At 72.9% G+C, this 14,139-nt stretch carries 15 protein-coding genes; 3 read left to right on the forward strand and 12 right to left on the reverse strand.

All coding sequences use genetic code 11. The features are described from left to right. Nucleotides 1–12: 12 nt before the first annotated feature. From mug to CGL27_RS41240, 3 genes are all read right to left on the reverse strand, one after another. Nucleotides 13–555, reverse strand: coding sequence for a G/U mismatch-specific DNA glycosylase (gene mug, locus CGL27_RS41230; protein WP_119992594.1), 543 nt, complete (start codon nucleotides 553–555; stop codon nucleotides 13–15). A gap of 8 nt (nucleotides 556–563) precedes the next feature. After that, nucleotides 564–1,997, reverse strand: a complete 1,434-nt coding sequence (gene purB / locus CGL27_RS41235) for an adenylosuccinate lyase (protein WP_119994802.1) — start codon at nucleotides 1,995–1,997, stop codon at nucleotides 564–566. Between the two features lie 140 nt (nucleotides 1,998–2,137). After that, nucleotides 2,138–2,908: an SGNH/GDSL hydrolase family protein gene (locus tag CGL27_RS41240; protein WP_119992595.1), complete on the reverse strand. Its 771-nt coding sequence runs from the start codon at nucleotides 2,906–2,908 to the stop codon at nucleotides 2,138–2,140. 66 nt (nucleotides 2,909–2,974) lie between these two features. On the opposite strand from CGL27_RS41240, the gene CGL27_RS41245 reads away from it, so the two are divergent. Beyond that, the gene (locus CGL27_RS41245) at nucleotides 2,975–3,211 is read left to right on the forward strand and encodes a hypothetical protein (protein ID WP_237298529.1); all 237 of its coding nucleotides are present in this window, start codon (nucleotides 2,975–2,977) and stop codon (nucleotides 3,209–3,211) included. A 91-nt stretch (nucleotides 3,212–3,302) separates the two neighbouring features. Then, complete coding sequence (locus CGL27_RS41250; RefSeq protein ID WP_162953185.1) at nucleotides 3,303–3,557, forward strand: hypothetical protein; 255 nt, start codon at nucleotides 3,303–3,305, stop codon at nucleotides 3,555–3,557. Nucleotides 3,558–3,610: 53 nt separating this feature from the next. On the opposite strand, the gene CGL27_RS41255 is transcribed toward CGL27_RS41250, so the two are convergent. The 9 genes from CGL27_RS41255 to bioB form a co-directional block, all read right to left on the reverse strand. Further along, nucleotides 3,611–4,615 (reverse strand): hemolysin family protein, encoded by a 1,005-nt coding sequence (locus CGL27_RS41255; RefSeq protein ID WP_119992596.1) that lies wholly within the window; start codon nucleotides 4,613–4,615, stop codon nucleotides 3,611–3,613. Then, nucleotides 4,612–5,970 carry a hemolysin family protein gene (locus CGL27_RS41260; protein WP_119992597.1) on the reverse strand — a complete coding sequence of 453 codons (1,359 nt, stop codon included), beginning with the start codon at nucleotides 5,968–5,970 and terminating at the stop codon, nucleotides 4,612–4,614. Before CGL27_RS41260 ends, CGL27_RS41255 begins: the two co-directional genes overlap by 4 nt. An 82-nt stretch (nucleotides 5,971–6,052) precedes the next feature. Then, on the reverse strand, nucleotides 6,053–6,478 hold the full coding sequence (locus CGL27_RS41265; RefSeq protein WP_119992598.1) for a GNAT family N-acetyltransferase: 426 nt from the start codon (nucleotides 6,476–6,478) through the stop codon (nucleotides 6,053–6,055). Nucleotides 6,479–6,530: 52 nt separating this feature from the next. Further along, entirely contained in the window at nucleotides 6,531–7,448 is a 918-nt protein-coding gene (locus CGL27_RS41270; RefSeq protein ID WP_119992599.1) for an LLM class F420-dependent oxidoreductase, read from the reverse strand. 137 nt (nucleotides 7,449–7,585) lie between these two features. Then, the gene (locus CGL27_RS41275) at nucleotides 7,586–8,395 is read right to left on the reverse strand and encodes an ABC transporter ATP-binding protein (RefSeq protein ID WP_119992600.1); all 810 of its coding nucleotides are present in this window, start codon (nucleotides 8,393–8,395) and stop codon (nucleotides 7,586–7,588) included. Between the two features lie 183 nt (nucleotides 8,396–8,578). Further along, nucleotides 8,579–9,262 (reverse strand): class I SAM-dependent methyltransferase, encoded by a 684-nt coding sequence (locus CGL27_RS41280; protein ID WP_078639288.1) that lies wholly within the window; start codon nucleotides 9,260–9,262, stop codon nucleotides 8,579–8,581. Between the two features lie 71 nt (nucleotides 9,263–9,333). Beyond that, nucleotides 9,334–10,038 (reverse strand): dethiobiotin synthase, encoded by a 705-nt coding sequence (gene bioD / locus CGL27_RS41285; RefSeq protein WP_240450820.1) that lies wholly within the window; start codon nucleotides 10,036–10,038, stop codon nucleotides 9,334–9,336. Between the two features lie 136 nt (nucleotides 10,039–10,174). Next, nucleotides 10,175–11,491, reverse strand: coding sequence for an adenosylmethionine--8-amino-7-oxononanoate transaminase (locus tag CGL27_RS41290; RefSeq protein ID WP_119992602.1), 1,317 nt, complete (start codon nucleotides 11,489–11,491; stop codon nucleotides 10,175–10,177). Further along, on the reverse strand, nucleotides 11,484–12,704 hold the full coding sequence (bioB, locus tag CGL27_RS41295; protein ID WP_078639286.1) for a biotin synthase BioB: 1,221 nt from the start codon (nucleotides 12,702–12,704) through the stop codon (nucleotides 11,484–11,486). Before bioB ends, CGL27_RS41290 begins: the two co-directional genes overlap by 8 nt. Nucleotides 12,705–12,873: 169 nt before the next feature. Here bioB and CGL27_RS41300 point away from each other — a divergent pair, with 169 nt between their 5' ends. After that, on the forward strand, nucleotides 12,874–14,079 hold the full coding sequence (locus tag CGL27_RS41300; protein ID WP_119992603.1) for an 8-amino-7-oxononanoate synthase: 1,206 nt from the start codon (nucleotides 12,874–12,876) through the stop codon (nucleotides 14,077–14,079). Nucleotides 14,080–14,139 lie beyond the last annotated feature (60 nt).

The raw sequence follows: 14,139 nt of genomic DNA on the forward strand, positions 1-14,139 counted from the left end.
GGCCGTCCGCTTCTAGCCGTCCGCCTCGGCGGTGGCGCGCAGGCGGCCGTACTCCTCCGCCATCGTCGCCAGTGTCCAGTGCGCGTTCAGGCCGCTGGGATTCGGCAGGGCCCAGATGCGGGTGTCCCCTATCGTGCGCGTCTGCGGGCCGATCTTGGCCTTCTTGTCGCCGAACGCGACGCGGTAGGCGGTGACCCCCGCCACCGCCAGCCAGCGTGGCCGCAGCCGGAGCACCTTCTCCTCCAGGATCCGGCCGCCCTCCCGGTACTCCTCGTCGCTCAGCTCATCGGCCCGCGCACTGGCGCGCGCCACCACATTGGTGATGCCCAGGCCATAGTGCACCAGCTCCGACTGCTCGGACGGGTGCAACTGCCGCGGGGTGAAGCCCGAAGCGTGCAGCGTGGGCCAGAAGCGGTTGCCGGGGCGGGCGAAATGGTGGCCGGTGGCGGCCGTCATCAGCCCGGGGTTGATACCGCAGAAGAGGACCCGCAGGCCGTCCGCGACCACATCGGGGACGAGGCGGTCGCGGGCGGCCTCCAGTTCGGCGGGGGTCATCGCCGACGTCAGAGGATCGAGCCGGGAGTGTAGGCGGCGGCCGCCGGGCGCTCCTTGACGATCTCCTCGATCCGGGCGACCACCGCGCCGACCTGGTTCGCGGCCGCGCCCGTGAAGGAGAGCTTGTCGTCCATCAGCGCGTCGAGACCGGCCCGGTCCAGCGGGATGCGCTCATCGGCGGCGAGCGAGTCGAGCAGCTCATTGCGCTCGGCGCCCTGCTCGCGCATCGCCAGCGCCGCGGCCACCGCGTTCTCCTTGATGGCCTCATGGGCGACCTCGCGGCCCACCCCGGCCCGGACGGCACCCATCAGCACCTTCGTCGTGGCGAGGAAGGGCAGGTAGCGGTCCAGCTCACGGGCGACGACGGCGGGGAAGGCGCCGAATTCGTCGAGCACGGTCAGGAAGGTCTCCAGCAGCCCGTCGAAGGCGAAGAACGCGTCCGGCAGCGCGACCCGGCGCACCACCGAGCAGGAGACATCGCCCTCGTTCCACTGGTCGCCCGCCAGCTCCCCGGTCATCGAGGCATAGCCGCGCAGGATCACGGCGAGGCCGTTGACGCGCTCGCAGGAGCGGGTGTTCATCTTGTGCGGCATCGCGGACGAGCCGACCTGGCCGGGCTTGAAGCCCTCGGTCACCAGCTCGTGTCCGGCCATCAGCCGGATGGTCTTGGCCAGCGAGGACGGGGCCGCGGCGAGCTGCACCAGCGCGGTGACGACGTCGTAGTCCAGCGAGCGCGGATAGACCTGGCCGACGGAGGTGAACGCCTGCGCGAAGCCGAGGTGGGCGGCGACCCGGCGCTCCAGCTCGGCCAGCTTCTCCGCGTCGCCACCGAGCAGGTCCAGCATGTCCTGCGCGGTGCCGACCGGGCCCTTGACGCCCCGCAGCGGATAGCGGCCCAGCAGGTCCTCCAGCCGCCCGTACGCCACCAGCAGCTCGTCCGCCGCGGTGGCGAACCGCTTGCCGAGCGTGGTGGCCTGCGCCGCCACATTGTGCGACCGGCCGGCCATCACCAGCTCGGCGTGCTCGGCGGCCAGCTTGCCGAGCCGGGCCAGCACCGCGACCGTACGGTCCCGTACCAGCTCCAGGGAGAGCCGGATCTGGAGCTGCTCCACGTTCTCGGTGAGATCGCGGGAAGTCATGCCCTTGTGGACGTGCTCATGGCCGGCGAGGGCGTTGAACTCCTCGATCCGGGCCTTCACATCGTGGCGGGTGACCTTCTCGCGCTCGGCGATCGAGGCCAGGTCGACGGAATCCAGGACCCGCTCGTAGTCGGCGAGGGCGGCGTCCGGCACCTCGATTCCGAGGTCCTTCTGGGCGCGCAGCACGGCGAGCCACAGCCGCCGCTCCAGCGTCACCTTGTACTCGGGGGACCACAGGACGGCCAGCTCCGCGGAGGCGTAGCGGTTGGCCAGGACGTTCGGAATGCGCGGCTTACCAGTCACGTGCACAGAGTCTACTGGCCGTCCTCGCAGGCCAGATCGGTGGCCGAGGGACCCCTCCGAAGGGCCCGGGGCGCGGGCGGGCGCGGGCCCTGCGAATCAGCCACGGATGAGCTGCGAAAGGGCTGCGGAAGAGCTGAGGATCAGCCCTCGTACGGCAGCAGCTCGGTGCGCTTGGGGGCGCGACCGTCGCCCGAGGAGCGGCCGGTCAGCCGCCTGCCGATCCACGGCCCGAGGTGCTGGCGGGCGAACCGCACGTCCGAGGTGCGGCGGGCTATCCAGCCGACGGGCACCGCGGGCGGCAGGGGCGCGTTCCAGTCGGCCTCCGGCTCATGGCCCAGCGCCTGCCAGATGGCCTCGGCGACTCGCCGGTGCCCCTCGGCGTTCAGATGCAGCCGGTCCTCGTCCCACATCCGGGGGTCCCCGACGGCCTGGGAGGCGAACAGGTCCACGACGGTCGCGTCATGCCGTGCGCCCAGCTCGTCGATGACCGAGAACAGCTGCTCCATCCGTGGCTGGAACCGCTCGAACACCGGCCCGCGCCGCCCCGGGCTGCGCATCAGCACCAGCCGCTTGCAGGTGGGCGCCAGCCGCTCGACGGCCTCCTCCAGCAGGGCGCACACCCGGCCCACATCGCATTTCGGCCGCAGTACATCGTTCAGCCCGCCGACCAGGGTCACCAGATCGGCGCCCATGGCCGCCGCCGGTCCCGTCTGCTCCTCGACGATCTGCCCGATCAGCTTGCCGCGGACCGCGAGGTTGGCGTATCGGAAGCCGGGGCTGTGGGCCGCGAGCCGACCGGCGAGCAGATCCGCCCAGCCTCGGTAAGTACCGTCGGGGAGCCGGTCCGACATGCCCTCGGTGAAGGAGTCGCCGACCGCGACAAAGCTGCTGTAGGTGATGTTCGTCTGCATGGCGCAGGCGATCCTATCCCGGTGTGCGGGCTGCGTTGACCGCCGACCGCGAGCATGATGAGCCGCATGGCGATGACCCACATCTACTTCGAGGGCGGAGCGCGGAACGGGACGACCGCCAGCTGGAATGTGGAGCCCGGCGCGGACATCTACGACGACAACATCTTCCGGCCACCGGAGCTGTACCGGCGGACGAACCGCACCAAGGTCATCGGCCGGGTCGAGTACGTGATCTTCCGCTACGACCCGATGGGCACCCGGCCCGGTACCGGCCCCGGCAGCGCCCCCGGCCCCCGCCGCTGAGCCTCGCGCGGCCGCCGGCCGATGCCCTCCGGTTGGCCCGCTTGGACCGCGCGGGGTTCCGCGCGCCGCGTGGCGGGGCAGTCTGGTCGACGTGGATGCCTTCGAATGCGACCGCACGACCATGGCCATCGTCGCCGCCGCGCTCGCCGACGACGGGGAGGGCGCCGCCGCCCTCCTGGAGCCGCTCGAGATGCGCGATGCGTGCCGGGTCGCGGTGCGGCTCGCCGCGATGGCCGCCCATGCGCTGGTGGCGGTGGCCGAGGAGGGCGGCGGCGGACGGGAGGAAGCGCTGGCCCACTGGCAGGAGTGCATCATCGCCCATGAGTCCAGACGCACCGAGGAGTGACCGGACGCGACGAGGAATGAGGCGCGCGGCCACATAGCGGCCACATAGGTGATTCAGGCGACCAGCTCGCGCAGCACGTCCTCCATGGTCACCAGCCCCTCCAGCCGTCCGTCCGCGGCGATGACCGCCGCGAGGTGGGTACGGCTGTCGCGCATCGCGGTGAGCACGTCGTCCAGCGGCGTATGGGACCGCACCCGGGGGATCGGGCGCAGCTGATCGGGGCGGAACGGTACATCCCGGGGCCGTGCGTCCAGCGCGTCCTTCACATGCAGATAGCCCAGGATCCGCCCGGAGTCGTCGACCACCGGGAACCGTGAGAAGCCGGTCCGCGCCGCCAGTTGTTCCAGCTCCTCGGGGGTCACCCCGAGCTGCGCCTTGACCACCTGATCCATGGGCAGCACGACATCCCGCACCCGTCGCCGGCCCAGCTCCAGCACGTCCCGCAGCCGCACGGTGGCGCGGTCGTCCAGCAGCCCGGCCTCGCTGGAGTCCGAGACCATCCGGGCCAGCTCATCGTCCGAGAAGGTCGCCGCGACCTCGCCCTTGGGCTCCACTCGCATCAGCTTCAGCAGCCCGTTCGCCAAGGAGTTCACGCCGAAGATCACCGGGCGCAGGGTGCGGGCGAGGGTGACCAGGGGCGGGCCGAGCAACAGCACGGTGCGCACCGGCTCGGCCAGCGCCACGTTCTTGGGCACCATCTCGCCGAACAGCATGTGCAGATAGGTGGCCACCGCCAGCGCGATCACGAACGAGACCGGGTGCACCAGACCCAGCGGCAGCCCCACCACATGGAAGAACGGCTCCAGCAGATGCGCGATGGCGGGTTCCGCGACGGCGCCCAGCACCAGCGTGCACAGCGTGATCCCGAGCTGGGCCGCGGCCAGCAGCGCGGAGAGGTGCTCCAGGGCCCACAGCACGGACCGGGCCCGCCGGTCGCCCTGCTGGGCGTGCGGATCGATCTGGCTGCGGCGCACCGAGATCAGGGCGAACTCCGCGCCCACGAAGAAGGCGTTGAGGACCAGCGTCAGCAGGCCGATCAGGAGCTGGAGGACGGTCATCGGCCCGTCGCCCCCTCGGCACCGGGCACGCCGCCGTCGCTCCCGGCACCGCGCAGCGGCGCCCGCAGCCGGACCCGGGCCGCGCGGTGGCTCGTCACCTTGCGCACCTCCACGGACCAGCCCGCCAGCTCGACGGTGTCGCCGACGGCGGGGATCCGGCCCAGCTCGGTGGCGATCAGCCCGGCCAGGGTGTCGTACGGGCCCGGCGGCACCCGCAGCCCGATGCGCTTGAGCTGATCCATGCGGGCCGCGCCGTCCGCGTCGTACAGCGCATGGCCCTCCGCGTCCCGGCCCATCGGCATCAGATGGGGGGTCTCCTTCGGATCGTGCTCGTCGCGGACCTCGCCGACCACCTCCTCGACGATGTCCTCCAGCGTGACGACCCCGGCCGTGCCGCCGTACTCGTCGATGACCACGGCCATGCTGCGCTGTGCCGAGAGCCGGTCCAGCAGCCGGTCCACGGTCAGCGACTCCGGGACGAACAGTGCCTCGCGCATCAGATCGGAGACCGGGCGGCGGGGCCGCTCCTCGGCGGGGACCGCCAGGACGTCCTTGATGTGGACGAGGCCGGTCACCGTGTCCAGGCTGCTCTGGTAGACGGGGAAGCGGGACAGCCCGGTGGCGCGGGTGGCGTTGGCGACGTCCTCGGCGGTGGCCCGTATGTCCAGCGCCACCACCCGCACTCTCGGGGTCATCACGTTCTGCGCGGTGAGCTCGGCGAGGTTCAGGGTGCGCACGAACAGCTCGGCGGTGTCCTCCTCCAACGCGCCCTCCTTGGCGGAGTGGCGGGCGAGGGCGATCAGCTCCTGCGGGCCGCGCGCGGAGGCCAGCTCCTCGGCGGGCTCCAGGCCCATCCGGCGCACGGTGCGGTTGGCGGTGTTGTTGAGATGGCTGATCAGCGGGCGGAAGACGGAGCTGAAGACGCGCTGCGGGGTCGCCACGGCCTTGGCGACCGGCAGTGGCCGGGAGATGGCCCAGTTCTTGGGCACCAGCTCGCCGACGACCATCAGCACGACGGTCGACAGAAAGGTGCCGAGCACCAGCGCGGCCGAACGGACGGCCGACTGGGGTACGCCGATCGCGGTGAGCGGTCCGGCCAGCAGGGCCGCGACGGACGGCTCGGCCAGCATGCCGACGACCAGATTGGTCACGGTGATGCCGAGCTGCGCGCCGGAGAGCTGGTAGGTGAGGCTGCGCACGGCCTTCAGCGCACCGGCCGCACCGCGCTCCCCGCGTTCGGCCGCCCGTTCCAGCTCGCTGCGCTCGACCGTGGTCAGCGAGAACTCCGCCGCGACGAAGGCGCCACAGGTCACCGCCAGGAGAAGCGCCACGGCCAGGAGGAGGACTTCGGTCATCGGTTCACCTCCGTCACATGATCCGCCAGGGACCGGAGGAACGCAGCCCCCGCGCGGCCGTGCCGGGGACGGCCGCGCCGGGTCAGGAGGCCAGCGGCTTGACCCAGCGGCTCCACTGCGGCTGGCGCTCATAGCCCGCCGCGCTCCACGCATGGTGGGCCGGCCCGTTCTCGTTGAGCACCATCGCGTCCCCGCGCCGCCCGCCCAGGGCCGTGAACCGCTCCTCGGCCGCCCCCAGCAGGGCCGTCGCCACGCCCCGGCGGCGGTGCCCGGGGTGGACGGCCAGCCGGTACAGATGGCAGCGCCAGCCGTCGAAACCGGCGATCACGGTTCCGGCGAGTTCCCCGTCCCGCTCGGCCAGCAGCAGCGACTCCGGGTCGCGGTCGAGCAGCCGGGCCACCCCGTCCCGGTCGTCGCTGATGCTGGTGCCCTCCGCCGCCTCCTTCCAGAAGGCGAGCACGGTGTCGAGGTCGGCGGGGGCCGCGGCCCGTATCCGAAGATCGTTCATGGCCGCATCCCATCATCGGGCGGGCCGCGGCGTCGACGGGAATTCCGCCCGGTCAACTTCCGTGCAGCTCCTCGATCACCGGGGCGAGTGCCTCCATGTTGTGCTCCAGCACGGTGAAGTACGAGAAGCCGAACCGCTTGCGGTGGGCCCGCAACTGCTCCGCCATCTCCTTGGCGTCGCCCAGCAGCAGCGCCGGGTGCTCCAGCAGCTGGTCCTCGGTGAGGCCCGGTGCGTATCCGGACAGCTCGCGCACCTTAGCGCGCCGGTCGGCGCCGGGCCCGGCCATCTGGATGAGGTAGTTCAGCTCGATCGCCTCACCCGGCTCATCGGCCCCCTCCGCCCGCCCCGCTTCGGCGGCGAAGCGGCGGAAGGCGCCTACCCGCTCCTCCAGCGCCTCGGGGCTGATCAGCTCCAGGGCGCCCTGGGGCTTGCCGGGTGCCTGCACCGCCCCGGTGAAGGCCGCGATGTCCGCATGGCGCGCGGCCAGCCGCAGCAGCCGGTCGCCGTTGCCGCCGAGCAGCAGTGGCGGGCGCGGGGACTGGACGGGCCGCGGCCGGTGCTCGGAATCGGTCAGCAGACGCTCCAACTCGGCCACGGTATGTACGAGGTGGTCCACCCGTTCCCGTGGTGCACCGAAGGGCAGCCCGGCGCTGTCGTGCTCGGCCTTGACATAGCCGGCGCCCAGGCCGAGCTCCAGCCGGCCGTCGGTGAGCGTGTCGCAGGTGGCCACCTCCCGGGCGAGCAGCGCGGGGTTCCAGAAGCCGGCGTTGAGCACGAAGGTGCCCAGCCGTGGGCGCTCGGTCGCCTCGGCGGCGGTGGCCAGCGCCGGGAACGGGGCGGGGTTGCCGAGGTGGTCGGGGGTGAGCAGCACGTCATAGCCGAGTTGCTCGGCGTGGCGGCACTTCGCCCGCCATGCCTCGGCCGATTCAAGGGTGAGCAGATTGACTCCGAAGCGGAACGGCCTTGCCATGAGCCCTCCTTGAGCGCGGATACGGCGAACGTATCGGAGATCGGCGCCGTTCGGGATTGCTCGTCCCCACTCGCCCTCACTCGACCTCATTCACCGGTCCGGCCGATCGGGCACCGGCCGGGGCCGGTGCCCGGGGCTCAGCTCAGCGGGTCGGGTTCCGGCTCGGCCCCGGACGTGTCCCGGAAGATATGCATCCGCTCCAGCACCGCCTCGGCCGTGGGCCGCTCCATCCGGTCCACGATCCGGCCGTCGGCGAGGAAGAGCACCAGATCGGAGTGGGCGGCGGCGCTCGGGTCGTGGGTGACCATGACGACCGTCTGGCCCAGCTCGTCGACGGCCTCCCGCAGAAAGCGCAGCACCTCCAGGCCCGACCGTGAGTCCAGGTTGCCGGTGGGCTCGTCCGCGAAGATCAGCTCGGGGCGGGAGGCGAGCGCCCGGGCGCACGCCACCCGCTGCTGCTGTCCGCCGGACAGCTGGGCGGGCCGGTGCCGGAGCCGGTCCCGCAGCCCGAGGGTGTCGATGACCCGGTCCACCCACTCCCGATCGGGCTTGTGACCCGCGATGTCCATGGGCAGGGTGATGTTCTCGGCCGCGTTGAGCGTGGGCAGCAGATTGAACGACTGGAACATGAAGCCGATCCGGTCGCGCCGGAGCTGGGTCAGCTCCTTGTCGCCCAGGCCGGTGATCTCGGTGTCGCCCAGCCATGCCTGGCCCGACGAGACCGTGTCGAGACCCGCCAGACAGTGCATCAGGGTGGACTTGCCGGATCCGGACGGGCCCATCACCGCGGTGAACCTGCCCCGTTCGATCTCCACGTCCACCGCGTCCAGCGCGAGCACGGCCGTCTCGCCGCTGCCGTACGCCTTGGTCAGGGACCGGGCGCGGGCCGCCGCATGGGCGCCGCCCTCCGCGACCCCGTCCGTCTTCGTTGCCGCCGGTGTGGACACGATGCCTCCCCGTATCGGAACGTCGTGCCCTCGATGGTAGGGACCCGGCCGCCGATGCGCCCACCCGTGGACGCGGGCGTACACGAATGCGATGACGAACGGGAGGGCGACGCCGGGGCGCGAACGCGATGCGGGGCGCGCACCCGGTTACGGATGGGAAGGCGGTACCCGGCGCGCCCGCGGTCACGGACGCGAAGGCGGTACCGGGCGGCGCGCGGCGCCCAGCACGCACGGGGACGTCGGCAGCGTCGGGCCCCGCTCGGGGATGCGCAGCCGACGATGGCCCATCGGCTCGAAGCCCGCGGCCACGATCTCCGATCGCACCTCACGCGCCGTATGGCAGCCGCCGAACATCAGCGGCCATACCGTGCGGTCCAGCGCCCGCTGGGTCGTCGCCAGGACTCGCCCCTCGGCGCGGCCGTGCTCGAGGAAGCGCAGCTCACCGCCGGGCCGCAGCACCCGCAGCAGCTCGGCGAGCGCGCGCCGCACATCGCGCACCGAGCACAGCACCAGACAGGCCACCGCCGCGTCGAACGCCTCGCTCTTGACCGGCAGCGCCTCGGCGACGCCCGGCACCACGTCCACCGGCACTCCGGCCCGCAGCCCCGCCCGGGTGGCCAGCCGCCGCAGATGGCGCTCGGGTTCGATGGCGACCACCTCGGAGACGGCTTCGGGGTAGTGGGGGAAGTTCAGCCCGTTGCCCGCGCCGATCTCGATGACCCGGCCGGACAGCCCGGCCAGCAGCTCGCCGCGCAGCGCACCGACCCCCGCCCGCTCGTCGGCCAGCGGGCTCATTCTGGCGTAGCAGCGGGCGAAGAGCGGGTGGTGGACGGCGTCACGCGGGGGTGTGCGACGGCATACGGGCATGGGAGCTCCCCCTTGTCCCAGGTACGGACGATGGAACCGGTACCTGGATTCTGCCCACGCGGAGGGCGTCGCTACGCGGCCAGCCGCGCCGCGTCCCAGCTCCCGTCCAGTCGGGGCGCCAGCCAACCGGGCGCCTCGGCCCGGAAGTCGGCCGGCGGAAGGGCCGGGGCGCCCTGGGGGATGGCGCCCAGCAGCGGGACACCGGACGACTCCGGCAGATCGGCCACATTGCAGCGGGAGGCGAGATCCGCGGCGGCGGGCCAGCTGCCGATGACGACGCCGGGGCACTCCAGCCCGCGGGCGCGCAGCGCCTCGGTGGTCAGGGTGGTCGCGTTGAGCGTGCCGAGGCCCGCGTGGGCGACGACGAGGACGGGCGCGCCGAGCAGCCGGGCCGCGTCGGCGAGCGTCGCCCCCGTCTCGTCGAACCGTACGAGCAGCCCGCCCGCGCCCTCGACCAGCACCAGATCGTGCTCGGCGGCGAGCTTCTCGGCCGCCTCCGCCACCTCGTGCGGCCGCACCGGCGGCCGTCCGGCGCGGCGGGCGGCGGTGGCGGGGGCCAGCGGCTCGGGGTAGCGGGCGAGTTCGAGCAGGGTCACCGCACCGGCGAGCCGGGCCGCCTCCGCGGCGTCGCCCGGTTCGCCCTCCGCGAGACCGGTCTGGGCGGGTTTGAGCACCGCCACCGAGCGGCCACGTGCGAGCGCCGCGGCGGCGACGGCCGCCGTGCTGACGGTCTTTCCGATTTCGGTGCCCGTGCCGGTGACGACCAGTACTGACATCTTCGTTTCCATTGCCTTTCGCTTTCGTTCATGCTCCCGGTCTGCCCCGGTCTGCCCCGGTCTGCCCCGGTCTGCCCCGGTGTGCGGCCGGTCCCTTCCTGTGGGTGGGAGGCCGACCGCGAGCGGAGCAGGCGGGTCAGCCGGCCGCGGCCGCGGCCGTCCGTACCGCCGTGCAGATCCGGGCCAGATCGTGGTCGCCCGTGATGTACGGCGGCATGGTGTACAGCAGATCGCGGAACGGGCGCAGCCATACGCCCTCGCGTACCGCGGCCCGCGTCGCCGCCGCCATCCCCGCGTCGTCCAGCGGACGGTCCAGCTGGACGACGCCGATCGCGCCGAGCACCCGCACCTCCCGGACGCCCGGCAGCTCGGCCGCCTCCGCGAGCCCGTCCCGCAGCCCGGTCTCGATCCGCTTGACCTCCTGCCGCCAGTCGTAGGAGAGCAGCAGATCGATCGAGGCGCAGGCGACGGCCGTGGCCAGCGGATTGCCCATGAACGTCGGGCCGTGCGCGAGCACCGGCACCTCGCCGCGCGAGATGCCGTCCGCCACCCGCGGGGTGCACAGCGTGGCGGCGAGGGTCAGATAACCCCCGGTCAGCGCCTTGCCCAGACACATCACATCGGGGCAAACCCCCGCGTGCTCGGCCGCGAAGAGCGTGCCCGAGCGGCCGAAGCCCGTGGCGATCTCGTCGAACACCAGCAGCACATCGTGCTCGTCGCACGCCTCGCGCAGCACCCGCAGCAGCGCGGGGGAGTGGAAGCGCATCCCGCCCGCGCCCTGCACCACCGGCTCCACGATCACCGCGGCCAGCTCATGGGCGTGACGGGCCACCAGCTCACGTATGTGTGCCTCGTACGCCGGGTCGGGGTCCGCGTCGAAACCGGGCGGCGGCGCGTCCGCGAAGATCTGCTCGGGCAGCACACCGGACCACAGCCGGTGCATTCCGCCGTCCGGGTCGCACACCGCCATCGGCTGCCAGGTGTCGCCGTGGTAGCCGCCGCGCCAGGTCAGCAGCCGCCGCTTGGCGGGGCGGCCGAGGGAGCGCCAGTACTGCAGGCACATCTTCACCGCGACCTCGACCGACACCGAACCGGAGTCGGCCAGGAACACATGGCGCAGCGGCTCCGGGGTGATCTCCACCAGACGGGTGGCCAGCCGGACGGCGGGCTCATGGGTGAGCCCGCCGAACATCACATGGCTCATCCGGTCCAGCTGGCCCCGCGCGGCGTCGTTGAGCGCCGGGTGGTTGTAGCCGTGGATGGCGGACCACCACGACGACATGCCGTCCACCAGCTCGCGGACGCCCTCCACCGGCTCGGCCAGCCGCAGCCGGACCCCGGCCGCGGACTCCACGACCAGGGGGTCCTGGCGGCCGGGCATCGGGCCGTACGGATGCCAGACGTGCTCGCGGTCCAGCGCCCGCAGCTCGGCCGGGGTCAGCGGCTCAGGCATTGGGCGGCAGATCCGTGCCCGCGCCGCGGCGGCGCACCGCGACCAGATCGGCGTGGGACCCCTCCGTGGCCGCCGGGGTGGAGACCGTGGCGCCGGCCGCCGCCTGGGCGGGTACGGCGTCGGCGGGCGCCGCGTCACCGCACGGGCCGCAGCCACCGCCCTCGCCGCCGTGGCCGCCGCAGCCGGAACCGGCGGCGGCGAGCGCGTCCGCGCGGTGCTTGGGCAGCGTCGTCGTATCGGTGCCCTCCACCTCGAAGCCCGCGTCGGCGATCATCGCCAGATCGTCCTCGCCCGCCTGGCCCTCGGTGGTCAGATAGTCGCCGAGGAAGATCGAGTTCGCCAGGTTCAGGGCCAGCGGCTGCAGCGTCCGCAGATGGATCTCGCGGCCGCCCGCGAGCCGCACCTCCACGTCCGGGCAGACGAACCGCACCATCGCCAGGATCCGCAGACAGCGCTGCGGGGTGAGGTTCCAGTCCCCGGCCAGCGGGGTGCCCTCGATCGGGATGAGGAAGTTGACCGGCACCGAGTCCGGGTCCAGGTCGCGCAGCGAGAAGACCACGTCCACCAGGTCCTCGTCCGACTCGCCCATGCCCGCGATCAGCCCGGAGCAGGCGGACATCCCCGCCGCCTGGGCCTGCTGCACGGTCGAGACCCGGTCGGCGTAGGTGTGGGTGGTCGTGATGTCGCCGTAGGTCGCCTCGGAGGTGTTGAGGTTGTGGTTGTACGCGTTCGCCCCCGCGTCCTTCAGCCGCTCCGCCTGGCCGTCGGACAGCAGCCCCAGACAGGCGCAGATCTCGACGTCCTGGTGCTCCTCCTTGATGGCGGCGATGGTCTGGGAGACCCGGTCCACGTCGCGGTCGGTGGGACCGCGTCCGCTGGCCACCAGGCACACCCGCTTGGCGCCGCCCGCGACCCCGGCGCCCGCCGCGGCGGCCGCCTGCTCCGGCTTGAGCCAGGTGTACTTGAGGATCTCGGACTTCGAGCCCAGCCGCTGCGAGCAGTAGGAGCAGTCCTCGGGGCACAGCCCCGACTTCAGGTTCACCAGATAGTTGAGCTTCACCCGCCGCCCGAACCAGGCGCGGCGCACCTTGCCCGCCGCGGCCACCACATCGAGCACCTCGTCATCGGAGGTCGCCAGGACGGCGAGCGCTTCTTCGCGGGTCGGCGATTCGCGCCGCAACCCCTTGTCCACCAGCGTGTTCAGCAGGTCCATGGCGACGATCCTTTCCTACCCCACCGCTCCCGGCCAAGGAGGGACCGTACAAGACGCGCGGATCGGGGTGTGGGTATTGCCACACCATGACCGGGCATGCAGGGAGCTACGTTCTATCCGGACCCGACAGTCGGTGCCCTTGACGAGGCCACGGAAGGCGAGGCAGCCGATGCCCCACGACCGCCCGGACGACGCGTTCGCATGGATCGACGCACAGCGGGAGCGGCGCGACCGGGCCGGGCTGGTGCGCCGGCTCAGCCCCCGGCCCGCCGACTCCCCGCTGCTCGATCTGGCGAGCAACGACTATCTGGGGCTGGCCCGCCACCCGGAGGTGACGGCCGCCGCGGCCGCGGCGGCAGAGCGCTGGGGTGCGGGGTCCACCGGATCGCGCCTGGTCACCGGCTCGACCGAGCTGCACACCACACTGGAGCGGGAACTCGCCGACTTCTGCGGTTTCGAGGCGGCCCTGGTGTTCTCCTCCGGCTACGCCGCCAATCTGGCCGCCGTCTCCGCGCTGAGCGGCCGGGACGCCCTGATCGTCTCCGACGCGGGCAATCACGCCTCGCTCATCGACGGCTGCCGGCTCTCCCGCGCCGAGGTCGCCGTCGTCCCGCACGCCGACCCGGAGGCCGTGCGCAAGGCGCTGGGCGCGGCTGAGGAGGACGCGCGGGAGGAGGCCGCCGAGGGGACCGGAGCGGTCTCGGCGCCCCGGCGCGCTCTCGCCGTCAGCGACTCGGTCTTCTCCGTCGACGGCGACGCCGCCCCGCTGGCCGCCCTCGCCGGGGCCTGCCGTGCGTACGGCGCGGCGCTGGTGGTGGATGAGGCGCATGGCCTGGGGGTGCTCGGCGAGGGCGGGCGCGGCGCGGTGCACGGGGCCGGGCTCGCGGGCGCGCCGGATGTGGTGGTCACGGCCACCCTCTCCAAGTCGCTGGGCAGCCAGGGCGGGGTGGTGCTGGGGCCCGCCCGGGTGATCGAGCACCTGGTGAACACCGCACGCACGTTCATCTTCGACACCGGGCTCAACCCGGCGGCCGTGGGCGCCGCCCTGGCGAGCCTGCGGCTGCTGCGCCGGGAGCCGGAGCGCGCCGCCCGCGTCCGTACGGTCGCCATGGGGCTGTACGGACGGCTGACCGCCGCCGGGCTGACCGCGGTGCGGCCGGACGCGTCGGTGGTGTCGGTGCGGGCCCCCTCGCCGGAGCAGGCGGTGCGCTGGGCCGCGGACTGCCGCGCGGCCGGGCTGCTGGTGGGGTGCTTCCGCCCGCCGTCCGTCCCCGACGGCATCTCGCGGCTGCGGCTGACGGCGCGTGGGGATCTGACGGAAGAGCAGGTCGAGAGGGCGGTCGACGTGATCGTGAAGACCGCGCCGACCGCCTGATGGCTCGCTGACGGGAGGGTGAACGGATCAGCGGTTCACAGGTGGAACAGATACTTCACT

This window comes from Streptomyces sp. 11-1-2, assembly GCF_003595545.1.
Taxonomy (GTDB): Bacteria; Actinomycetota; Actinomycetes; order Streptomycetales; family Streptomycetaceae; genus Streptomyces; species Streptomyces hygroscopicus_B.